This window comes from Aquiluna borgnonia, from assembly GCF_013283855.1.
Taxonomy (GTDB): Bacteria; Actinomycetota; Actinomycetes; order Actinomycetales; family Microbacteriaceae; genus Aquiluna; species Aquiluna borgnonia.
Genome location: NZ_CP054056.1, coordinates 235,622 through 257,527 on the forward strand (window position 1 = coordinate 235,622; position 21,906 = coordinate 257,527).

The 21,906-nt window shown below is 55.4% G+C and carries 20 protein-coding genes; 15 read left to right on the forward strand and 5 right to left on the reverse strand.

What is annotated here, in order from left to right; genetic code table 11:
• Positions 1-29: 29 nt before the first annotated feature.
• The gene (locus tag HRU87_RS01275; protein WP_173493165.1) at positions 30-620 is read right to left on the reverse strand and encodes a Maf family protein; all 591 of its coding nucleotides are present in this window, start codon (positions 618-620) and stop codon (positions 30-32) included.
• A gap of 32 nt (positions 621-652) precedes the next feature.
• Between HRU87_RS01275 and HRU87_RS01280 the strand changes: the two genes are divergently transcribed.
• The 4 genes from HRU87_RS01280 to HRU87_RS01295 are packed head-to-tail and all read left to right on the forward strand — an operon-like array spanning position 653 to position 4,617.
• On the forward strand, positions 653-1,828 hold the full coding sequence (locus HRU87_RS01280) for a class I SAM-dependent RNA methyltransferase (RefSeq protein ID WP_173493166.1): 1,176 nt from the start codon (positions 653-655) through the stop codon (positions 1,826-1,828).
• 9 nt (positions 1,829-1,837) lie between these two features.
• Complete coding sequence (locus HRU87_RS01285; RefSeq protein ID WP_173493167.1) at positions 1,838-2,482, forward strand: response regulator transcription factor; 645 nt, start codon at positions 1,838-1,840, stop codon at positions 2,480-2,482.
• Positions 2,483-3,655 (forward strand): sensor histidine kinase, encoded by a 1,173-nt coding sequence (locus tag HRU87_RS01290; RefSeq protein WP_173493168.1) that lies wholly within the window; start codon positions 2,483-2,485, stop codon positions 3,653-3,655.
• Positions 3,652-4,617: a hypothetical protein gene (locus HRU87_RS01295; RefSeq protein WP_173493169.1), complete on the forward strand. Its 966-nt coding sequence runs from the start codon at positions 3,652-3,654 to the stop codon at positions 4,615-4,617. Before HRU87_RS01290 ends, HRU87_RS01295 begins: the two co-directional genes overlap by 4 nt.
• A 163-nt stretch (positions 4,618-4,780) precedes the next feature.
• Here the strand turns inward: HRU87_RS01295 and HRU87_RS01300 are convergent, their stop codons facing one another.
• Both HRU87_RS01300 and HRU87_RS01305 read right to left on the reverse strand, forming a co-directional pair.
• Positions 4,781-4,999, reverse strand: a complete 219-nt coding sequence (locus HRU87_RS01300) for a hypothetical protein (RefSeq protein WP_173493170.1) — start codon at positions 4,997-4,999, stop codon at positions 4,781-4,783.
• Positions 4,999-6,588, reverse strand: a complete 1,590-nt coding sequence (locus HRU87_RS01305) for an acyl-CoA carboxylase subunit beta (protein WP_173493171.1) — start codon at positions 6,586-6,588, stop codon at positions 4,999-5,001. Before HRU87_RS01305 ends, HRU87_RS01300 begins: the two co-directional genes overlap by 1 nt.
• A gap of 109 nt (positions 6,589-6,697) precedes the next feature.
• Here HRU87_RS01305 and HRU87_RS01310 point away from each other — a divergent pair, with 109 nt between their 5' ends.
• The 5 genes from HRU87_RS01310 (at position 6,698) to HRU87_RS07180 (ending at position 12,599) form a co-directional block, all read left to right on the forward strand.
• Complete coding sequence (locus tag HRU87_RS01310) at positions 6,698-7,459, forward strand: biotin--[acetyl-CoA-carboxylase] ligase (protein ID WP_173493172.1); 762 nt, start codon at positions 6,698-6,700, stop codon at positions 7,457-7,459.
• 22 nt (positions 7,460-7,481) lie between these two features.
• Positions 7,482-8,603 (forward strand): 5-(carboxyamino)imidazole ribonucleotide synthase, encoded by a 1,122-nt coding sequence (locus HRU87_RS01315; RefSeq protein ID WP_173493173.1) that lies wholly within the window; start codon positions 7,482-7,484, stop codon positions 8,601-8,603.
• A 22-nt stretch (positions 8,604-8,625) separates the two neighbouring features.
• On the forward strand, positions 8,626-9,114 hold the full coding sequence (gene purE / locus HRU87_RS01320) for a 5-(carboxyamino)imidazole ribonucleotide mutase (protein ID WP_246247302.1): 489 nt from the start codon (positions 8,626-8,628) through the stop codon (positions 9,112-9,114).
• An 84-nt stretch (positions 9,115-9,198) separates the two neighbouring features.
• Positions 9,199-9,723, forward strand: coding sequence for a hypothetical protein (locus HRU87_RS01325; RefSeq protein ID WP_173493174.1), 525 nt, complete (start codon positions 9,199-9,201; stop codon positions 9,721-9,723).
• Positions 9,723-12,599, forward strand: coding sequence for a LysM peptidoglycan-binding domain-containing protein (locus tag HRU87_RS07180; protein WP_173493175.1), 2,877 nt, complete (start codon positions 9,723-9,725; stop codon positions 12,597-12,599). The genes HRU87_RS01325 and HRU87_RS07180 overlap by 1 nt, the downstream gene beginning before the upstream one ends.
• Here the strand turns inward: HRU87_RS07180 and galE are convergent.
• Positions 12,592-13,542, reverse strand: a complete 951-nt coding sequence (gene galE, locus HRU87_RS01335; protein WP_173493176.1) for a UDP-glucose 4-epimerase GalE — start codon at positions 13,540-13,542, stop codon at positions 12,592-12,594. The genes HRU87_RS07180 and galE overlap by 8 nt on opposite strands.
• A 125-nt stretch (positions 13,543-13,667) precedes the next feature.
• Between galE and HRU87_RS01340 the strand changes: the two genes are divergently transcribed.
• From HRU87_RS01340 to HRU87_RS01350, 3 genes are read left to right on the forward strand one after another with little or no spacing between them, the layout of a single operon-like run.
• Complete coding sequence (locus HRU87_RS01340; protein WP_173493177.1) at positions 13,668-13,973, forward strand: WhiB family transcriptional regulator; 306 nt, start codon at positions 13,668-13,670, stop codon at positions 13,971-13,973.
• 6 nt (positions 13,974-13,979) lie between these two features.
• On the forward strand, positions 13,980-16,577 hold the full coding sequence (locus HRU87_RS01345) for a glycosyltransferase family 2 protein (RefSeq protein ID WP_173493178.1): 2,598 nt from the start codon (positions 13,980-13,982) through the stop codon (positions 16,575-16,577).
• The gene (locus HRU87_RS01350) at positions 16,574-17,887 is read left to right on the forward strand and encodes a DUF5719 family protein (protein ID WP_173493179.1); all 1,314 of its coding nucleotides are present in this window, start codon (positions 16,574-16,576) and stop codon (positions 17,885-17,887) included. The genes HRU87_RS01345 and HRU87_RS01350 overlap by 4 nt, the downstream gene beginning before the upstream one ends.
• Here the strand turns inward: HRU87_RS01350 and HRU87_RS01355 are convergent.
• Entirely contained in the window at positions 17,884-18,276 is a 393-nt protein-coding gene (locus HRU87_RS01355) for a hypothetical protein (RefSeq protein WP_173493180.1), read from the reverse strand. The genes HRU87_RS01350 and HRU87_RS01355 overlap by 4 nt on opposite strands.
• Before the next feature lie 50 nt (positions 18,277-18,326).
• On the opposite strand from HRU87_RS01355, the gene HRU87_RS01360 reads away from it, so the two are divergent.
• From HRU87_RS01360 to mtrA, 3 genes are read left to right on the forward strand one after another with little or no spacing between them, the layout of a single operon-like run.
• Positions 18,327-19,724 carry a phosphomannomutase/phosphoglucomutase gene (locus tag HRU87_RS01360; RefSeq protein ID WP_246247305.1) on the forward strand — a complete coding sequence of 466 codons (1,398 nt, stop codon included), beginning with the start codon at positions 18,327-18,329 and terminating at the stop codon, positions 19,722-19,724.
• A gap of 29 nt (positions 19,725-19,753) precedes the next feature.
• Positions 19,754-21,208, forward strand: a complete 1,455-nt coding sequence (ahcY, locus tag HRU87_RS01365) for an adenosylhomocysteinase (RefSeq protein ID WP_173493181.1) — start codon at positions 19,754-19,756, stop codon at positions 21,206-21,208.
• A gap of 14 nt (positions 21,209-21,222) precedes the next feature.
• Complete coding sequence (gene mtrA, locus HRU87_RS01370; RefSeq protein ID WP_173493182.1) at positions 21,223-21,903, forward strand: MtrAB system response regulator MtrA; 681 nt, start codon at positions 21,223-21,225, stop codon at positions 21,901-21,903.
• Positions 21,904-21,906: the final 3 nt, after the last annotated feature.

Consider the following 21,906-nt stretch of genomic DNA (forward strand, 5'->3'; position numbering starts at 1 on the left):
ACGACAAAAAAATTGCTGTTTCGTTTCGGTTATCTCCACAACGAAAGGTAATCGTGGCCCAGTTCAGTCACTAGTTCTCGAAGCGCCACCAATGAGAGGCCAACCACGGTGTGGTAATCACCTTCGATGCGCTCGATGAAGGCCCCACCCAAACCATCAATCGTGAAAGCCCCTGCGACCTTTAGTGGCTCACCGGTGGCGACGTAGCGATCAATTTGCTGGTCAGTCAGGTTGGCAAAAAATACCTTCGTGGCGGTAACTCTGCCAACGCCCTGGCCAGTCTGGCTATCGTGGAGCCAGTGACCCGAGTAAAGCTCTCCCCACTGCCCGCGCATCTGTCTCCAACGCGCTGCCGCAACCTCGGGTTCATGCGGCTTACCCAGGATTTCGCCGCCAAAAAACAGCGCCGAGTCACAACCCAACACCAACGAATCTGAGGCAACCGCCTCAGCCTTAGCCCTTGCCAAAAGCAGGGTTAGCTCCTGTGGAGTCTGAGGGTTTAGTTTTGCGACCAGTTCCTCTTCGTCTACTCCTGGAGAGGCAACATCGAAGGCCAAGCCTGCGTTGGTTAGCAACACATTTCGGGCTGGTGAGGTGGAGGCAAGAAGCAGTTTGGTCACAATTCATAGGTTAGCTGTGAAACACTTTGCAGGTGAAACTGCGCGTAAGAGTTGAAAAAGTTGCCCACGGTGGCGTATTTGTTGCCCGTCACGAGGGTCGAGTCATATTTGTCTCCGGCGCAATCGACGGTGAATTAGTTGATGTCGAGGTTTCGGAAGATTCCGGAAAGTTCCTCAGGGCCGACGTGGTCGAAGTTCTAGAAGAATCTGAGCACCGCCAAAAACACTTCTGGCCAGCTGCAATTGCCGGAGCCGGCGGAGCAGAGTTTGGTCACATCAAACTTTCTCACCAGCGCACTCTCAAGTCTCAGGTGCTGAGTGAGGCGCTGCAGCGCATGGCTGGCATCGAAGCTGAGGTTGAGGTGCAGAGCTGCCCCTCTGATTTAGACGGCGATGGGCTGCACTACAGAACCCGCGTGCAGCTAAATGTGGATCAGTCTGGAACGGCAGGTCCGTTCAAGCCCAGAACTAACCAGGCAGTCTTTACCAAAACCCTGCCGCTCGCGGTTCAGGAAATTGAAGAGCTCGGTTTGCAGCTCAAGAACTTCAACGGGGTCAAGCGAATTTCTATCGCCTCCAGTTCGACCGGTGACCTGCAGTGGATGGTCGACGACAAGGTAAACGGATCCGAGCGCTTGGTTGAGCGGGTCGGTGGCAGAACTTTCAGGCTCAGCTCTGGAGCTTTCTGGCAGGTACATAAGGATGCCGCCGGATTACTGACAGCCGCAGTTGCAAAGGCCTGCGGTGAGCTTGGGTTTGACCCAACTCGTCCGAACCTGGACCTTTACGCCGGTGCCGGACTGTTCAGCGCAACACTCAGCAACAGCTACCCGGGAGCTCAGTTCACGGCGGTTGAAAACAGCAAGCAGGCGGTGAGCGACGGCAGCAAGTCGGCAAGAGACCTCACCAACTTGAAGTTTGTGAAGTCAGATGTGCTGCAGTACCTGAGGCATCTCGATACCAAACCCGGCCACTTTGACACCGTTGTTCTTGATCCACCGCGCTCGGGAGCGGCCAACAAGGTGATTGAGCAGGTCGTCAAGCTCGGCGCTCGCAATCTGATCTATGTGGCATGCGATCCGGTTGCCCTTGCCAGAGATTTGAAGAACCTGGTGGAGGCCGGTTACCAACTAAGGGGACTGGAATCCTTCGATATCTTCCCTCACACCCACCACTTTGAGGCTGTGGCGGCGCTGAGTCTTGGCTAACCTAAAACCATGGATAAAGTCCGAGTAGCAATAGTTGACGACCACGAGGCAGTTCGCCTTGGTTTCGCGGGAACCTGTGAGCAGTTTGACTTTGATCTGGTTGGCTCGGCGCCAACGGTAGAAGAGCTACTGATTCAGATCGAGGGCAAAGACTGCGAGGTTGTGGTCACCGATCTCTCCTTGGCCGATGGTTCTCTGGTCCAAGAAAATGTTGAGCGCCTGATTGCAGCAAACACCGCCGTGTTGATCTTCTCAATTGCTGACAAACCCTCTCTAATGCGTTCGGCAGTCAAAGCTGGGGCGACTGCGATTGTGCCAAAGTCTCAACCGATGGCTGATCTAGCAGAGGCAATCCGCCTGGCATCCCAAGGCATCATCATCAACAACTCTGAAACAAGCGCTTTGATTGACGCCGATAAGTTCTTCAAAGACGCCAATCTCTCCACCCGGGAGCGAGAGGTGCTGTCGCTCTACGCCTCCGGAATGAGCCTTAAACAGGTGGCATACCAGCTTCAGATTAAGCAGTCCAGCGCCAAAGAGCACATTGACAGGGTTCGCGTAAAGTACGCCAAGTTGGGTCGTGAAGCGGCAACCAAAGTTGATTTGTTCAAGCGCGCAATCGAAGATGGAATTCTCTCCGGAGAGCTGCTGTAGGTGAGCGACCTCGATCTCTCGGGGGCCGCTTCCGGGCGCCTGGAGCGCTCATTCTCTAAAATTTATGCTGGTGTGCTACTCGCCACCAGCTCTGAACTAATAGCCAACGCGATTTTTCAGTCGCAATATCTCAACAGCTGGTCCTGGTTTTTGGTCGGCCTAGTTTTAGTCCCAATAGTCGCGATGAACATCTGGGCCTGGACCAAGGACGAGTTGGTCTGGTGGCCTTATCTGCACGGTGCCAGTGTGTTGATCGCCATGCTGATGTGGCCCTGGGTTGTGGTTGACGGCGATGCTCTTCCCGCGGAGTACCAACCTTGGATCTGGTGGGGTGTGGGCATGGCCGTGATCTCCGTGGGAGTAACGGCCCCGCGCTGGCTTGGCGTTGGATTCTTGGTTCTAGTGCCGGTGGCGTGGTTCCTGCTAGACACCAGCTATTTTGGAGGCACCTCGGATCCGCTGGTGTCGATTCAAGACTCGGTTTACGTTTTCCTTTTAGGCGGCAGTGTTTCGGGCCTGATCCTGATGTCGCGCCAAGCTGCCAAGCGAGCCGATCAGGCCAACTCGCTAGCGCTCGCCTCGGCGATCGAACAAGCTCAGATTGATGCCGTGGAGCGCGAACGCCAAAGAATTGACGCGTTGGTGCACGACCGAGTTCTAAACACCCTGGTTCTCTCGGCCAATGCGCAAACCAAGGCTGAGTTTTTGGGCGTGACCCACATGGCCTCGGAAGCCATCGCATCCCTCGAGCAAGCGGCCCAAGAGCCACCGGAGAGATCGCAGGTAACCCTGCTGGGTTTGTATCGTGCGCTTCGTAAGGCCGCGGTTCGGCTGATTCCCAATATCGAAGTTATTACGGAAACCGGTGGTCTGATTGAACTCCCGAGCGATGTCGCCCAAGCCATTACTGAGGCCACAATTCAGGCCCTTGATAACGCTGCTCGCCATTCAAAAGCGAACAGGGTCACGCTTCGGCTCTCCTCGACCCCTGAGCACGATTTGGAAATTGAGATTGCCGATGACGGTATTGGGTTCAGAGTTGATCGAATTGCCCGAGATCGAATTGGAATCCGCACTTCTATTACCGCGAGACTTCAACTTGTTCGAGCCCAAGCGTCCATAATCTCTCAACCCGGAGCGGGAACCAGAATTCTGATCAGGTGGTCCCGATGATAAGGCTGCCTAGATTCGCACTAACGGCCTTTGCCCTGGCTTTTGGGCTTTATCACGCTGTCTTGGGCTGGCTGAACTACTTCAACTATGACCGTCCCCTATACGCCGTGCTGGCGATTGCCATCTACCTGGCGGCCCTGTCGTGGACTTTGCTGGATCGCCCCGGACTTCGGCTGAAAAGTGGCCTCGCCTACCTGAATTTCTCCGTTGCTCTGATTGTGCCGCTGCTTATGGCCAGCGCGATCGAGGCTCAGTACTTCTCAGGTTATGCAACCTGGCACGTGGCTGGAATTGCAACTCTGATGGCGATAACCGCGGTGCGACAGCACCGAATACTGGCCTGGATTTCTGTGAGCATCGCAGTTATCGAGGTGCTGGTTTGGGGTGGACTGGACATTCTTTTCAACTCTGGAGTAATTGGTGCCGTGATGCTGGTGGCGGCCGCCAGCGCAGCGGCAGAGGTTTTGTCCTCCAGTGAGCGCGCAGGCAACGAATTCAGGGTTCAAGAACTTGAGAACCGGGCCGCAACCGCCGCCATGACGGCCGCTCGGCGGGAGCGCCAGGGCAGAGTCGCGATGGCCCTGCAGGCAGCCCTGCCTCAGCTGCAGCTAATCGTCGCTAGGCGCGGAAAACTAACACTTTCCCAGCGAACCGAATCAGTCCTGATTGAGGGAAACCTCAGGGACCAAATTCGCGGCCGGATGCTGGTTAGCCCAACGCTCTCCCAAGAGATTCGAGCGGCCAGGGCAAGAGGAATTGAGGTCCAGCTCCTCGATGACGGTGGCCTCAACGGTCTATCCGAGGGAAAGCGAATAGATTTGCTCAACCAGGTAGCCCTACACCTGAAAACCGTCAAGGGGGGCAAGGTCGTCATTCGGGCCGTAGAGGGAGAAAAGTGGCGCATTACAGTTGCGGCTTTGAGAAAAGAATCCGAGAGCCCCGACCTGTTCGTTCGGCTGTAGGCCAGAAATGACGATGGGCGGAAGTTATTCCGCCCAGTCATCCCCAGTAAGTTCCCTACCCCTTGTGTAGTTTTGGAACCTAGTCCAAGTAAAGCAACGTTGTCTGCGGAACTGAAGCCCCTTAACACCAACGTTATATAGCTTTTTGGGGGACAGCTTGTCCTCAGCGAAGCGGGCTTGACCAGTTTCCTGAAAGCCCAGCTCTGAGCATGTCCTGGTTCTTGTGCCAGGAGGACCTTGGCTTACCCAGGGCGATGCGGCCAAGTTTTCTGGACTCTCGAATTGAAGCTGCCACCACAGCAAGCGCGGCCGCTTGCTCCAGTTCATCAGCTGGGCTGACCGCGAGAAGTTCCAAAATTTCGTCGTAGGAGTACTGCTTCATCAGAGTGGGATGTTTCCGTGTTTCTTGGGAGGCAGATTGGCACGCTTGGTTTTCAGAGCACGCAGTGATCTGATCACAGCGGTTCTGGTTGCTGCCGGCTCGATGATTCCGTCTAGCTCACCGCGCTCTGCTGCAAGGAAGGGGCTGGCCACGTTGTAGGTGTACTCCTTGGCAAGCTGATCCCTGACTTTTGCTATGTCTAGGCCCTGAGCCTCGGCCTCGCGAATCTTGTCGCGGAACAGAATATTTACTGCTCCCTGACCACCCATCACGGCAATCTCAGCGGTTGGCCAGGCTAGGTTGATGTCAGCTCCGAGCTGTTTTGAACCCATAACGATGTACGCGCCGCCGTAGGCCTTGCGGGTGATCACGGTTACGAGCGGCACCGTTGCCTCGGCGTAGGCGTAAAGCAATTTGGCGCCGCGACGAATTACACCGGCCCACTCCTGGTCAGTTCCCGGAAGGTATCCGGGCACGTCAACCAGAGTCAAGATTGGGATGGAGAATGCATCGCAGAACCTGACAAAGCGAGCGGCTTTTTCACCCGCGTCAATGTTCAGGGTTCCCGCCATCTGCTGCGGCTGGTTAGCCACGATTCCAACACTCGAACCGTCAATTCGAGCGAAACCAATGATGATGTTTGGAGCAAAAAGCGGCTGAACCTCGAGGAATTCACCCTCGTCAACCAGGGCCTCGATAATGCCGTGCATGTCGTAGGGCTGGTTTGGGGAGTCGGGAATCACGGTGTTGAGCTTGAGATCCGCCTCGGTGATTTCCAGTTCGGACTCAGACTGGTAGGTAACGCTCTCTGAGAGGTTGTTTTCTGGCAGGTAGCCGACCAGCGACTTGACGTAGTCAATGGCATCAGCCTCATCATCTGCGAGGTAATGTGCAACTCCGGAGGTTTCGTTGTGGGTTCTGGCCCCACCGAGGTCTTCCATGCCGACATCTTCTCCGGTTACGGTTTTGATGACATCAGGCCCAGTGACAAACATGTTTGACGTCTTATCCACCATGATCACGAAATCGGTGAGTGCTGGGGAGTAGACCGCGCCTCCGGCGGCTGGACCCATGATTATGGAGATTTGCGGGATTACTCCCGAAGCCATGGTGTTCAGCCTAAAAATCTCACCGTATTTTCCAAGGGCGATGACACCCTCCTGGATTCTGGCTCCACCCGAATCCAGCATTCCAATCAGTGGGACACCGGTCTTGATGGCAAGTTCCATAATCTTGATTATTTTGTTGCCAGCGGTCTCACCGAGTGAGCCACCGAAAATGGTGAAGTCTTGGGAGTAAACGGCGACCTGTCTACCGTGGATGGTTCCAATACCCGTCACAACCGAGTCGCCATAGGGGCGCTTGGCGTCCATGCCAAAAGAGCTGGAACGGTGACGAACGTACTCGTCAACCTCTACAAACGAACCTGGATCCAGCAGCATCTCGATTCGCTCACGTGCGGTGTTCTTGCCCTTGGCGTGCTGCTTCTCTTTTGCGGTTGCACTCGATTGGGTAACAGCCTCGTGATAGCGATTGCGGAGGTCTGCCAATTTGCCGGCGGTTGTGGACAGGTCAAGCGGTTCGGACAATGCGGGCTCCTTAGGTGCTTCCTAACTTTATTGCCCAAGAGTCTGGATTTCTTGAATAGAAACTACAAGTAAAACCAGAATTCATCGTTGAAAGCTACAAACTCTGGCCGTGCGATACGGTTTTGGCATGGAGCTTAGGCAGTCGTTAGCAATCCTCCCCGATTTGGTTTTTCTGGACTCGGTGGATTCCACCAATCTCGAACTCGGGCGGAGAAATTCGATCTCGGCGCTGCCGAGTCTCAGCGTCCTAACCTCGGCACTGCAGAGCGCGGGTCAGGGCAGGCTCGGTCGCACCTGGGTCTCAGAGCCAGAAACCTCACTGTCAGTTTCACTCTTGCTGCGCTCCGAACACCGTGAGCACCTAGCCTGGGCCACCCTAATGGCCGCCGCCGCGGTGCGGCAGATTGTTGCAGCCCAAACGCAACGGTCGGCAAAGGTAAAGTGGCCAAACGATGTGCTGGTTGATGGAAGAAAAATCTCAGGGATTCTGGCCCAGTTGCAGTCCGATGGCTCCTTGATTTTGGGCGTGGGTATAAATTTGGCAACCCAGGTAGGTGCCCCTGACACCGCTACGTCTTTGGGGGAGCTGGGTGGACCGAAGGATTTTGACTCGGTTCTCAGTCATTTTCTGAGCGCATTTTTGCCGCGCTGGGGCCTGTTTGAGGCCAATCCACTTGCCACGGTTGCAAAAACCAGGGAGGAGATTAAGCAGCACTCCGCAACTTTGGGTCTCCAGGTTCGAGCCGAGCTCCCCTCGGGGGAGCAGGTAATTGGTCTTGCTAAAGACATCGATGATCGCGGTCAACTTGTGCTCTCAACCCCGGAGGAAATTGCCCTGTCTGCCGCCGATGTTTGGCATCTGAGAAACTAGTGCAGAGAGAAAGCGGGTTGCGGTGCCGATAGTTGGTGTAATTGGGGGCGGGCAACTGGCCCGCATGATGCAACCGGCTGCAATAAATCTGGGCCTTGAACTTAGAGTCTTTGCCGAATCAGAAAACTCTTCGGCGGCGCTGAGCGCCACCAGCATCGGTGACTACAACGACTATGAACAGCTGCGAGCCTTTGCGGTTGACTGCGATGCCATCACCTTTGACCACGAGCACGTTCCAACCCACCTGTTGAGTGAGCTCGAGCAAGACGGCATAGCCGTCAGACCAGGACCCAAAGCCCTGATTCACGCCCAGAACAAGCTGGTGATGCGCAGAAAACTTGCCGAACTCGGGTTACCGCAACCGGCTTGGGCGGCTGCTAAAAGTGCTGAAGACGTTGAGGCATTTATCGCTCAGCACGGACCAAAAATCATCGTAAAGACTCCCATCGGTGGCTATGACGGCAAAGGTGTTCGGGTAGTTTCCGATGCCGCCCAAGTGGCGGATTGGCTCGGGAAAATTGATAGCTTCGGCGGTGAGTTGCTACTGGAGCAGAAGGTTGATTTTTCACGAGAACTAGCTCAGCTATCGGCTAGGAGGCCAAGTGGTGAATTCAAAACCTTTCCGTTAGCTCAAACCATTCAGGAAAATTCAGTGTGCTCCGAGGTCATTGCCCCGGCACCCCAAGCAGACTTTGCAGCTGCGAAGGAAATCGCCAGGGCGATTGCCGAAAGCCTTGAGGTGGTTGGCGTGATGGCAGTCGAGCTCTTTGAAACTCCCGAGGGCAAGCTGCTGGTCAACGAGCTTGCGATGCGCCCGCACAACTCGGGGCACTTCTCGATGGACGGCTGCAAAACTTCGCAGTTCGAGCAGCATTTGAGGGCGGTATTGGATCTTCCCCTCGGCGATACTTCGCTCAATTTCGATTTCGCCGTGATGATTAACCTGCTGGGTGTGGACGAGAAAAACGACTTTCTCGCGCATTACCCAAGCGCCATGGCTTCTTTTCCCCAGGTGAAGTTCCACCTCTATCAAAAGGCTCCTCGAGGTGGTCGCAAGATGGGTCACCTAAACCTGACCGGTTCTAACCTGGACGAGCTTTTAGTCGCGGGTCGGAACTGCAGGGCAATCCTCTACAACCAGTAGATTTAGCTTCAGGGAGGTCCAAATGGCTCAGGTTGCAATCGTGATGGGTTCAGATTCAGACTGGCGCGTGCTGTCTGATGCATCAGATGTCCTAAAGGCCTTTGAGGTGGACCACGAGGTTGAGGTGCTCAGCGCCCACCGCACGCCCGAAAAAATGATTGCCTGGTCCAAGGCCGCTGCCTCTCGGGGCGTGAAGGTAATCATTGCGGGAGCTGGCGGTGCTGCTCATCTACCCGGCATGGTCGCTTCGGTGACCTCGCTTCCGGTGATTGGTGTGCCGGTTTCACTATCAAAACTCGATGGTATGGATTCCCTGCTTTCGATCGTCCAGATGCCTGCTGGCGTTCCGGTGGCAACAGTTTCGATTGACGGAGCCAAGAACGCAGCCTTGCTAGCGCTGAGAATCCTGGGCAGTTCCAATCCGGAGATTCAGGCCCGCATGGATAGCTATCGGGTGGAGCTGGAAAGCTCCGTTGAGGCCAAGAACCAGAAACTCAAAAGCAGCCTCTAACCCCTGCTAATCCTCAAAACCAGCCTGTCACTCAGCTGATTTTGAGATTCCCAACTTAGGGTTGGGGGTGGTCGGAGGTGAATTGTGCCCAGATTTGTATCGGTTTTTGCGCTATCCCTAGCCACCCTTACCCTTGGCGGCTGCAGCGTCTTTTACCCAAACTGGGGTGCCACCGCACTACCGGAACCCACCGAGACCATCTCGATTTCAGAGAGCGCCACCGCTGAACCCACTGAAGAACAAACTTCAGAACCGGAACCGACCCAGAGCGAAGAACCGACTCCAACCGAAACCCCAACGGTTTCCCGCGTAGAAACCAAAGTCGAAATCATCATGGCGGTGCCCGAGCCCGACTACGGCGTGCTGACGGTTATCGCCCAGTTGCCAAAGCTCAGCGAGTCCGGCGGTAAGTGCATTTTCAAGTTCATCGGCGGCGACGTTGAAAAATCACTCGAGGTTAAGGCCGAGCCATCTTCCGATTACACCCAGTGCTTCCCGATTGAATTTCCATTGAGCGAACTTCCCAAGGGAAACGGGGTGGTCACCGTTAGCTATGAGTCAGAGGGTCACTTTGGAACCTCTTCTCCGGTTTCAGTGGTGATTGGCTAATGCGACGCCTACTCAGCCTGATGTTAGCTACCGCATTGTCGGCAGTGGGATTGGTCGCGCAACCACTCAGCGTTCAACCTGCCGAGGCTGCCCCTCCGGGGAGTGCGTTTGACCCCGGATTGATCATCTCCGACAGCGTGTTTTTTGATTTTGGCTCAATGACCCTGCCGCAAATTCAAGCGGTGCTCGATTCAAAAGTGGCTGAGTGTCGAGCAACGGACCCGGCGATTGATTGCCTAAAGAACTACAAAACCGCCATCCCGGAAACCCCAGCCACAGTGGGAAATGAGGTTGGCCCATGCAAGGCTATCGCCGCAAAGTCCTCAGCCACCGCCGCCGAAATTATTTATGAGATTGCCAACGCCTGCGGCATAAACCCCAAGGTCTTAATTGTCACGCTCCAAAAAGAGCAGGGGTTGGTTAGTTCAACCAAGCCCACCGAGTACATGTATCGAGCGGCCATGGGTTTTGGTTGCCCGGACAGCGATCCCGGAATTTGCGGCAAGGTTTACACGGGTCTTTTCAATCAGGTTTACCGTGCTGCAAAGCAGTTCCGCTGGTATGGCAACCCAGCCGGTTCTTTCACCTACTGGAAGCCAGGTCGCACCGTTGCGATGCGCTACAACCCCAAGTCTTCCTGTGGCACCAAGAGTTTTGAACTCAAGAGTCAGGCGACTGCAAACCTCTACTATTACACCCCCTACACCCCGAACAGCGCAGCGCTGAATAACCTCTACGGCACCGGAGACAGCTGCTCGGCCTACGGAAATAGAAACTTCTGGCGCTTCTACCACGACTGGTTTGGATCGCCGATCGGTGGCGGTTACCTGCTCAAGGCCGCTGGAACCGAAACCTTCCTGATCGTCGACAGCAAGAAGTACCGGGTCACCAACCCGGCCATCCTTGCCTCGGTCCGACCCCTTGGCCCGCTTGGAGAAATCAGTCAGGCCTACCTTGACAGCTTTACCACCAGCGGTGATCTTTCTCAGCTTGTGAAGCACAGCTCTAACGGTTCGCTGTACCTGCTGGTTGACGGAGTCAAATACCTGGTCCCGGATTGCACCGTGGCGCAGCAGTTTGGCCAGAGCTGCGATCTCGCGACCGTTCTGACCGATTCTCAACTTGGGGTGTTTGTCGATGGCGGAACACTCTCACGCCTGGTGCAGAACACCGATGGGGTGAGGTACTGGATTGAAGGAGCCACCAAGCGCGCTGTGGTTGATGATTTGGCACTGCTATCGGTTGGCGCCGAGTCTTTGCCGGTCAGCAAACTGGCGGTCGACCAAATCACCAATTTGAATGCAGGAACAGCTTTGGCGTCAGAGCTAACTCTGTTTGGAATCTCTAACTCAGCAGATGTTGCACTGGCGTCCGGAGGGAAAACCTACCGTTTCAGCGCGTCACTTAATTCTGCAATTGGGCTAAGCAAATGGTTCAAGAAGTCACCGGTAACCATTGCGGAGTCCGCCATCGCGGGAACCCTGGACCCCGTGACTATTCGAGGCCTGGTCCAGGCCTCCAACGGTGCGGGGTATGCACTGACCCCGGAGGGCAAATTACCGCTGAGTGATCCGGCAAGCTGGTCCGATGAGGTTGCCAGTCTCCCTCAAGCTGTTCTAGACGCGATCCCAAACGTCGAGGGTCAGCTCGCTAGCCCCGCCGTGGTCACCAGCAAGGGAAACAAGCTCTCCTACTTCGTTCAAGGTGGTGAGCGCAGGATCATTACGTCTGCGGCCATGGCAGAGCGTTTCTTGAGTCTGATCGATCAGCCCAAGACCATCACGCTGCCGCAGTCCGCCATCAACCAGGTGCCCAGTGTTGGCAACGGATATGCCCCTGGAGCGCTAGTCAAGGCCAATGGCCTCTCAACCATTTACCTGGTTGATGACCTAAACCGAAAGGTAAAACTTGCCTCAGCCGATCAGGCGGCAAATGTTTCGGATTCAAAGATCTTCAGTTTTGACAAAGCCGAGCTGGCGAAACTGGAAACTCGAACCGGATTTACCTCTGCCAAGGTTCAGTGTGGCGGGGGAGACTACCTAATTGACAAGGGAATCCTGTATCCCATCACCGCTGAAGCAGCGCTGGAATATCCTGGCAAGTCTTTTGCTCTAGCCACCTCTACCTGCGCAGCCATGAAGGTCGCCTCAAAGCCGGTCGGTCAATTTGTTCGTGATGCCAAAGGCGTTATCTATTTGGTTGCTGATGGAAAGCGTTCCCGGGTCACCTCCTGGGCTCACTTCGCAACGCTAAAGGGTGAAGGCCCAGGCTACATCCAGGCCAGCAACTACTTTGTCTCTAAAATTCCACTCGCCGGCAAGGCTCCAGCCACTGTCCAGCTGGCTGATTTTGATAACCCACCAACCGGGGGTTTTGACGACTTTACCTTCATCGGTCAGGTTCCTGAGATTGTGGTGCCAACCCCAACCCCAACCCCAACACCAAAGCCAACGGTAACGCCAGCACCGACCCCGACTGCCTCGCCTTCACTGCCGACCACCTACACGGTCAAGTCCGGTGACACCCTGAATGCCATCGCGAAGAAGTTTGGGATATCAGCAACCCTGCTGCAGAGCTTCAATAAGATCTCGGATCCTCGTCTTCTCAAGGTTGGCCAGGTATTGAAGATTCCTTCGGCTACTTCGGCGAGTGCAACTGTTTCACCGACGCCAACTCCCACACCCACACCGACTCCAACCCCCTCGCCAACCCCTGCCCCGACGGCGAGCGTGAAAACCTACACGGTTCAATCCGGTGACACGTTGTGGGGTATCGCGCGAAAGTTTGGTGTCAGTTCAACTGCATTGGCGGAGCTCAATGGCATAAACAACGCCAACTACATTCGAGTTGGCCAGGTCCTGAAGATCCCTAGCTAGCGTCCCAAGCAGACTGAACAATTTCCTCGAGTCCAAATTTGGTTGTGAATCCCAGAGTCTGCTCGATGCGCGTGACGTTAGCCACCAGCCTTGGCGGGTCTCCCGCGCGACGGCCCTGAACATCCCATGCAAAGTTTTCCCCGCTGGCCTTCCGGAGAGCTTGCAGAACCTCAAACACGGAGGCTCCATTTCCGGTCCCGACATTGAAGGTGTCAAAGGGACGCTGCTCTTGGTCTAGGTAGGCGACGGCGCGAATGTGTGCCTCGGCTAGATCCGCTACGTGGACATAGTCTCGTATGCAGCTGCCGTCTGGAGTTTCGTAATCAGCACCAAACACTTTGGGTGCCTCAGAGTTCTTCAAAGCCCTTATGGCAATTGGAATCAAGTTCAGTGCTGCAGTGTCATTTAGCTCTTTGGTTGCGGTGCCGGCAACGTTGAAGTAGCGCAGGTTGACACCCTTGAGTCCCCAGACCTGGGCATTTTTGACCATCCACTCTCCGATGAGTTTGGTCTGACCGTAGGGGTTAATCGGTTTTGGAGACTCGTCTTCGGAAACACTCTCCACATCCGGCATACCGTAGGTTGCGGCAGAGGATGAGAAAACCAAAGACTTCAAGTTAGTTGCCCGCATGGCGAGTAACAAATTTCCAAGGCCGCCGAGATTATCCAGGAAGTAGCCCTCTGGCTGCTGCACCGATTCCCCCACCTGCTTGCGGGCTGCAAGGTGGATTACGGCATCAAAATTTTCACTCTTCATCAGGCTTATCAGCTCGCCCTGCGCCCCTGGAGAGGCCAGATCAAGTTCAATCAGCGGGCAGTTGATCCGATTGGAGACCCCGGTTGACAGGTTATCGATGGCTACTGTGCTGTGGCCGGCTGCTTGCGCTGCCCTGATGACGTGAGAGCCGATGTAGCCTGCGCCGCCCGTAACCAAAAGTTTCATGTGTTAAGGCTACCTTGAAGGTTTATTAACAATTTGACTCAGCGGTAAAAACTCGGACTTGACACGGGCATAATTACAACGCTGTAATTACAGCAATGAGTTTCACAAGATAAGGGGTCCAAGGCATGGAACAACGCAGTCAGGTGCCTGCCAACTGGTTCGTAGATGTGCTCAAGCTGGGGGTAGCTGGAGCTTATTCAGAAGGTGAGTCGGACCCCCTAGCTTGGCAAGAGGATGCACTTTGCTCCCAGACCGACCCCGAGGCATTTTTCCCTGAAAAGGGTGGCTCCACCCGAGACGCCAAGCGAATTTGCGCTCAGTGCACCGTGAAGAGTGAGTGCCTGGAGTACGCGCTCAAGAACGATGAGCGCTTTGGGATTTGGGGTGGCCTGAGCGAGCGCGAGCGTCGCCGTCTGCGCAGGCGCGCTTAGTCCACCGTGGCCTCGCTCTCAGTAGCGGCCATCGTCGTTTCCCACGGCAAAGCCGAGTATCTAGCTCAATCGCTTGAGGCTCTTGCTGTTCAAACCCACCCACTCGAGCAGGTGGTCGTTGTCGAAACCGCAGCCGATGCCGAATGCCTCGAGCTGGCTAGTTCATTTGGATTTTCTGCCATTTCTCCCGGTGATTTACGTTTGGGAGAGGCAATCAACTCCGGCATCGCTAGTTTGAGAAGCACGCCGGGTTGGATTTGGATCATTCATGACGACGCAATTGCCGAACCCGACGCCCTCACCAATTTGGCCAGAGCCGCTGAGGTCTCGCCCTCCGTTGCGCTGATTGGACCAAAGCTTCTCGAACTTGATAATCCGATTCAAATCCAACAGATGGGGCTAACCGCCACAAAGACCGGAAAGCCATTTCTGCTGGTCCAAAAGGAATACGACCAGGGTCAGCATGATCGCGCTGGTGACACCCTGTCTGTTTCAACCGCTGGGATGTTGGTTTCGCTCGGGGTGTGGCAACAACTCGGAGGGCTGGATGATGACAGTCCGGTGCTGGCTCAAGACCTGGAGCTCGGTCTACGAGCAAGGGCTGCTGGGTATCGGGTTATCGTTGAGGCAACAGCGAGAGTCAAACACGCGGGACTAAGTCTTAGGGGAAAACGCCCCAGGAGGTGGCTTGGTGGCTCTGTCCAGCAGGCGCTCTCCAAGGCTCACATCCACACCGCTTTACTGCTGCTTCCCACTTGGCTATTGGCTCCCCTGATCCTGTTTATGCCGGCTCTGGTTGTGGCCTCGGCTCCCGTGCACATCTTGAGAAAGCAACCCGGTCGCATTCTTGGGCAGCTGTTGGGGTGGCTCTGGACTTGGGGCACTTTGCCTGCTCGTCTTCAGGCCAGATCTCGCTTCAAAAAAGACGGCGATACCAAATCACTGCGGAGCCTGATGGCCACCCCCAAGCAGATTCGCTCTAGAAGGCGAGCGAGCCTGGAGTTTGAATCCCCGGAAGCCAATGAATCTTTGCCAGGGCTATTCAGAAGCGGTGCAATCTGGTGGGCATTGGTCCCGCTGCTGCTCTCCTACAGATTCTTTCCCTCCGGCACACTCGTGTCCGGTGGGTACCCTGCAATGGGTCAGGACCTAGCCTCGGTCTATGACGCAGTCTCGCTTTCCAAATTACCCGCTCTGGACGGGCTGGAGTTCCCTTCTGACCCAGCGGCATGGTTCGCACTTTTCATGGCTGCGCTGTCTCCCGCGAATCCGTCATTGGGTTTCGCCTGGGCTGTTTTCCTAGCCTTGCCGATTGCTTTTCTTGGCGCTTGGCAATTCGGAAAACTGTTCATCGCTAAGCCCTGGGTAATCTCACTGATTGCCCTTGGTTACTCGCTAAGCCCGCAGCTCTTAGCACTTCAGCAGCAGTTCCTTTACCTTGAGCTTCTCGCTTCGGCGATAGTGCCTTGGGTGCTTTATTTTCAGGCTCAGGTGGCCACATCGTTTTCTGCCGCTCGAGCTTGGCGCTGGCTTGGGTTGGCGGGACTTTCGGCTGCTGTGCTCTACACCCTGTCTCCTGTGAGTTTTGGTTTTGCGGTCCTAACCTCACTGCTCTTCGGCCTTGCGCACCCCAGGCGCTTGGGTATTTTGATTTGGATGGCTCTACCTGGGCTTGCCCTTGGTTGGCCATGGGCATTGCACGCAGTTGAGGTTGGAGACCTAAGCCTGTTAGCTGAGTCATCAGTCTTTAGCTCAGGTGGGGCCAGCGATGTTTTGACCGACGCGATTGTGCTGGGACTGCTGCTGATCCCAGCAGCTTTGTCTTGGATAAAGGCCCCCATCCGAAAGGCTTTGCCCCTCTGGGTAGCGATTTTGGCGGCACTGGCAATTGGGCTGATTCCAATGGCTCAAGTGACTGAGCTATCAATGATTCTTTCGCTTCTGCCACTTCTGGTCTTGGCTGGAATGGCGCTTTCAGCGATTGGTAGCAGAGCAGCTGGCGCCATCGCAGGCAGCATTTTGGCCGTGGGGGTCGGATCCAGCGCGGTTCTATTCTCGATTTCGAATCCTGCCAGCGTTGAATTTTCGGCAGAGCGTTTGCTGCCAGCTTTGGTAACAGCTGCAAGTAATCAAGACCCGAACATTCGTACCCTGGTGATTGACTCCTCAGACGGGTTGAGTGCGGCTTACGTGTGGGGAGCGGGCGAGACTTTTGAGCGCAGTTCGCTCTTGGCAAGAAATCACCAGGGCTCCACCCAGTTTCGGCAACGAATTGCCGACGCAACGGCCAATTTGGTAGCCGGCAACCAAAGTGGCTTTGAGAACGCCTTGAGCGGCCTTCGAATCGATTTTGTTTTACTGCAGGGTGAGCAACCAGAGCTAAAGGTCGCAATCGATTCAATTAGCTCCTTGCAGCCAGCAGGAGAATCAAATTTCGGGTCGCTGTGGAAGGTTGAAAATTCTTTCCAGGGCGATACCCCTAGCATCGAAACTTACGAACATAAGAATCTGCAATTGGCAACTCTCGCTGTCTTTGCGCTCCTAGCCGTTCCAACTCCGGCTGCGATCAGGGGATCTCGTAGGGTCAGAAAGGCGAAGAAATGAGCCTCTCCCTAAGGATTACAGCATTGGTGATTTCAGCTGCATCCGCGGTTGCCCTGGGTTATCTCAACTATCAAAATCCTGCGCTGGAGAGGCAATTGCAGGGCGAAGTGATTTTGAGTGCCAGCACTACACCACTGCCTCTTGCTGTTTACTGCCCTGGGCCGCTTGCGGAGCTCGGGGGTAAAGATGGCACTGAGCTAGGGAATCTTGCGCTAATTGGCAAAGCAAAAGTTTGGGGCGCAGGCGCCCAGTTCCCCGAGGCGGTGCCAGTAGAGATTGAACTGGGCCTTCCTCTAAATCTAAGCTCCACGGACCAAACGACTTTGGCCCTGAGTGTTTTGCAGACCCAATCCGTAACTAGGCCGAGGATGACTGGCCTTAGTTCCGCCTATTGCAGTCAGCCTCAGACCAGCGGTTACTTTGCCAACGGCATGGCCTCGCTCGGTCGAGAGTCAATTCTTCACCTGGCAAATCCTGGCAGCTCCGAAGTGCAAATAACCCTGTCGATATTCCTTCCATCCGAGACTAGGTCGCAGATTGTCACTTTGGCACCGGGCGAGGACTCACAAATTTCTTTGGCGGCGCTAGCGGATGCGGAACCCAATTTTGGTCTGGGCTTCCTGACCAACGGACCGGGCATTTCGGCTTACTTGCAGAACCGGACGTCCAGCGGCCTAAATGCCACCGGAGTCGAGTTGGTAGCCCCCACCGCTGTTGCCTCCAGCCTTTTCATACCGGGCTTTAGGGTGTTTGAAAACCAATTTGAGAAACCTCAGCTTTCAGTTCTCAATCCCGGCTCAGAAGATGCCACCGCTCGGGTTATTTTTCACGGAGTTGGCAACAGCTCGGATGTCCTTGAACTGCAACTGCCTGCTGGTCAGTTGACCAATTTGGAATTAGACCTTGTTGCGGGCGAATACTTCGTCGAGTTGAGCGCCGATGCCGAAATTGCCGCCTCGATATGGTCTCAACTTTTGGCCCAGCGCTTGGACTTCGCCTGGCTCAACCCGATGAGTGAATTTACTGATGCCATTCTTCTTGCAGTGCCGGAGCTAGAGACCGATTTGATTCTTGCAAACACAAATCTTGATCCGATAAACCTTTCGGTTTTGAATTCCGGGCAGTATCAAAGCGTGACGGTGCCTGCACTGTCCAACGCTCGAGTTTCTGTATTGCCCGGTGAGGTTCTAATCCAGGGCGAGGGGGCATTTTCGGCGACTCTGCAACTGGTTTCTGACCGGGGCTTTACTGTGTTGGCGCCAGCAGAAAACCTTAACCTGGGTTCAAATTTGGAGATTGCAGTTCGCTAGTGCGGGTGGAGCAGGTCCCAGGGGTCCTTATCAATTAGGTGAGCTGCTGCAGAGAACACCGCGTGTTCAATGTGCATGCGTGGATCTGGAAGGCGCTGCTTGCCAAATCTTTCAATAGGAATTCGGTAGAGCGTGATGGTCATGGAGGCTTTCTTGGCGCTCCAGCGCTTCACCGGTTCACCCTCGATAATCGCGGGCACGTCCTGGATCTGCCAGTTGAGTTTTTCAAAATCCTGCGGATAGGTTTCCCTCAGGTACTCGCAGGTGTCAGAAACCACGCTTTCGAAAAAGCCCTGTCGAGCTAGGCCGTGGTGAAACAGCTTGCTGGGGATGGGCCTTCGAAGGCCACGACCGTGGCGGTCGCGATGTGCTGCTGAGAAGGAACCCATGTGGTCATTGTATTCTTGGCAGGCTAAAGCAAACTCAGGGGCTGGATTCAGTGATCAAATTTGAAGATTTCGTCAAGAGCTACGACGTCCGTGGACTCGTCGGAAGCCAGCTAACTCCCGAGGTGATTCGAGCTTTTGGGGCCGCCTTTTGCGATGTGCTTGAGCTCGAGGGCAAAGAATTTGTAATTGGCCACGACATGCGGGAAAGCTCAGAGAGTTTCGCCGAGGCCTTTGCCGAGGGAGCAGGCCTTCGCGGTGCCAACGCCCTGATGATGGGCCTGTGCTCCACGGACATGACCTACTTTGCATCGGGCAAGCTAGACGTTGCCTCAGTGATGTTCACTGCGAGTCACAACCCTGCCAGCTACAACGGCATGAAGTTTTCGCGAGCTGGAGCAAAGGGCATTGGTCTTGATTCCGGACTGGCCCAAATTAGAGATGCGGCCAAGGAGTATTTCGCCGATGGCATTCAAGCGGTTGAAAACCGTGGCTTCTCGAAGGCACTTAACCTGACCGTGGAGTATGTCAGCTACCTGAGATCCCTGGTTGACCTAAGCCAGACCAGACGGTTGAAAATTGTGGTCGATGCTGCCAATGGCATGGGCGGATTTACCGTTCCCTTGGTGCTGCAGGATGCTGCGGGACTTGAGGCGCTAAACCTGGCGATCGTTCCGCTCTATTTTGAACTTGACGGAAGTTTTCCAAACCATGAGGCCAATCCGCTTCAGGTCGAAAACCTCAGAGACCTCCAGCAGGCGGTTGTTCAGCACGGTGCGGACTTGGGGCTGGCTTTTGACGGAGATGCCGATCGCTGCTTTGCGGTAGATGAAAAAGGTGGGCTGGTCAGCCCATCCGCACTCTCTGCCATTGTTTCGGTCCGTGAGATCGACCGGGTGAGGGCGCTAGGGGAAACCGACATAACGGTGCTTCACAACCTGCTCACCTCGAGAGTCGTTGAGGAGCGCATCGCGGCCGCTGGGGCGAAGCCGGTTCGGACCAAGGTTGGACACTCCCTGATCAAAGAGCAGATGGCAGCAACCGGTGCGGTTTTTGGCGGAGAGCACTCTGCCCACTATTACTTCCGCGACTTCTGGGGTGCCGACAACGGCATGCTGGCGGCGCTTCACCTGATCAGTGAACTAGGCGCATTCGACGGAGCCATGAGTGAGCTTTCCGCCGCTTTCACGCCCTATTTTTCCTCCGGGGAGATCAACTCAACCGTCTCGGATGTTCCCGCTGCGCTGGAGCGCCTTCGCAGAGCGTTCCCTGAGTGCAGCATCGAGGAATACGACGGGCTGACTTTTAGTTCGACTACTGAAGATTCTTGGTTCTGGTTCAATGTCCGCTCGTCAAACACTGAACCATTGCTTAGACTTAACGCAGAATCCAACCACGAGGCCTTGATGGTTGAGATTCGGGATAAAGCAATCCAAATAATTCGAAACTGATAGGTTTCGCGAACGAAAGGCCTCGATCGATGTCTCAAACTCTGACTCAAATTGACTTTAAAGTTGCCGATTTGGCACTGGCTGAATCTGGCCGTCACCAGATTCGCCTGGCCGAGGCTGAGATGCCCGGCCTGATGGCACTTCGCGAGGAATTCGGTCCTCGACAGCCTCTCAAGGGCGCTCGCATCGCCGGCTCACTCCACATGACCGTTCAGACCGCGGTTCTGATTGAGACGCTGCGCGCGCTGGGAGCTTCGGTCCGCTGGGCAAGCTGCAACATCTACTCGACCCAGGACGAGGCAGCCGCGGCCGTTGTGGTTGGTTCGGGAACTGCCGAGAACCCACAGGGCACTCCAGTCTTTGCTTGGAAGGGCGAGACTCTGGAGGAGTATTGGTGGTGCACCGAGAAGATTTTTGACTTTTCTTCCGAAGGGTTCGACGGCCCAAATCTGATTTTGGATGACGGCGGCGATGCCACCATGCTGGTCCACAAGGGCGTCGAGTTTGAGGCGGCAGGCTCTGTTCCTCCGGCTGGGGCCGATGACTCCGAGGAGTACCGCATTGTGCTGGAGACCCTGCGCGAGTCCCTGAAGCGCGACTCGAGCTACTTCACCCGCGTTGCCCCTGAGATCAAGGGCGTCTCCGAGGAAACCACCACAGGAGTGCACCGCCTCTACGACTTTGCAAAAACCGGGAAGCTGCTGTTCCCAGCCATCAACGTAAACGATGCGGTTACCAAGTCGAAGTTCGACAACAAGTACGGAATCCGCCACTCGCTTCCAGATGGCCTGAACCGAGCCACCGACGTCCTAATGGGCGGAAAGGTCTGCTTCGTTGCCGGCTACGGTGATGTTGGTAAGGGTTGCGCCGAGGCGCTTCGCGGTCAGGGCGCTCGCGTCATTGTCTCCGAGATTGACCCAATTTGTGCACTTCAGGCTGCGATGGATGGCTTCCAGGTAACCACCCTGGAGTCTGTAATCTCTGAGATCGACATCTTCGTGACCTCAACCGGCAACGAGAACATCATTCGCCCCGAGCACGTGCTTCAGATGAAGAACCTCGCGATTCTGGCCAACGTTGGTCACTTCGACAACGAGATCGACATGGCTGGCATCGCTCGCATCGAAGGCATCGAGAAGATCGAGATCAAGCCTCAGGTTCACGAGTGGCGCCTGCCAAACGGCCGAGCCGTGCTGATCCTGTCTGAAGGTCGCCTGATGAACCTCGGTAACGCGACTGGTCACCCATCCTTTGTAATGTCAACCTCCTTCTCCAACCAGGTGCTCGCACAGATCGAGCTGTTCACGAACGTGGAGCACTACCCGCTGGGAGTTCACATCATGCCCAAGGAGCTTGACGAGAAGGTGGCGCTGCTACACCTTGACGCACTCGGGGTAAAGCTGACTAAACTCTCAGAGCGTCAGGCACGCTACATTGGAGTGCAGGTAGAAGGCCCATACAAGGTCGATCACTACCGATACTAGGGAGAGGATCCGCAGTGTCACACAAGATTCTTGTTGTAGATGACGATGATGCACTGCGGGAGATGGTTGGGCTGGTGCTCTCAGGCGCCGGATACGACCCGGTCTTTGCCGCCGATGGCCTGAGTGCCGTAGAGGTCTTCAAGTCCTCTGAGCCCGAGTTGGTTTTGCTTGACATCATGCTTCCTGGGCAATCCGGCATTGAAGTTTGCCGGCAGATTCGCGCCTTGAGCGGCGTCCCGATCATTATGTTGACCGCCAAGAGCGACACCGAAGATGTTGTGGTTGGGCTTGAGGCCGGAGCGGATGATTACGTGGTCAAGCCGCACAATGGTGCCGAACTGGTCGCTCGCGTGAAAGCCAGGCTGCGCCCATTGGGTGGGGACGGTGGAATCATCTCCGTTGGATCGCTCACCATGGATCCCAGGACCTTCGAGGTAAAGCGGGCTGACACGGCACTCTCCCTGACCCCGCTGGAATTCAAGCTGCTGCACACTCTCGCCTCCAAGCCCAACCAGGTTTTCTCCAGGGAGATGCTTCTGGAGCAGGTTTGGGGATATCAGTACAAGGCAGACACTCGACTGGTGAACGTTCACGTCCAGAGACTTCGCTCGAAGGTTGAAGAAGATCCGGAGAACCCAAAGATTGTTATGACAGTCCGCGGTCACGGTTACCGGGCGGGTTCTGACTCTCTGTGATTA

Bases quoted from the DNA above. Each gene is read 5' to 3' on its own strand.
- HRU87_RS01350 (WP_173493179.1), top strand. From the start codon at position 16,574: ATGAGCCTCTCCCTAAGGATTACAGCATTGGTGATTTCAGCTGCATCC.
- galE (WP_173493176.1), bottom strand. From the start codon at position 13,542: ATGAAACTTTTGGTTACGGGCGGCGCAGGCTACATCGGCTCTCACGTC.
- purE (WP_246247302.1), top strand. From the start codon at position 8,626: ATGGCTCAGGTTGCAATCGTGATGGGTTCAGATTCAGACTGGCGCGTG.
- HRU87_RS01340 (WP_173493177.1), top strand. From the start codon at position 13,668: ATGGAACAACGCAGTCAGGTGCCTGCCAACTGGTTCGTAGATGTGCTC.
- HRU87_RS01355 (WP_173493180.1), bottom strand. From the start codon at position 18,276: ATGGGTTCCTTCTCAGCAGCACATCGCGACCGCCACGGTCGTGGCCTT.
- HRU87_RS01295 (WP_173493169.1), top strand. From the start codon at position 3,652: ATGATAAGGCTGCCTAGATTCGCACTAACGGCCTTTGCCCTGGCTTTT.
- ahcY (WP_173493181.1), top strand. From the start codon at position 19,754: ATGTCTCAAACTCTGACTCAAATTGACTTTAAAGTTGCCGATTTGGCA.
- HRU87_RS01300 (WP_173493170.1), bottom strand. From the start codon at position 4,999: ATGAAGCAGTACTCCTACGACGAAATTTTGGAACTTCTCGCGGTCAGC.
- HRU87_RS07180 (WP_173493175.1), top strand. From the start codon at position 9,723: ATGCGACGCCTACTCAGCCTGATGTTAGCTACCGCATTGTCGGCAGTG.
- HRU87_RS01285 (WP_173493167.1), top strand. From the start codon at position 1,838: ATGGATAAAGTCCGAGTAGCAATAGTTGACGACCACGAGGCAGTTCGC.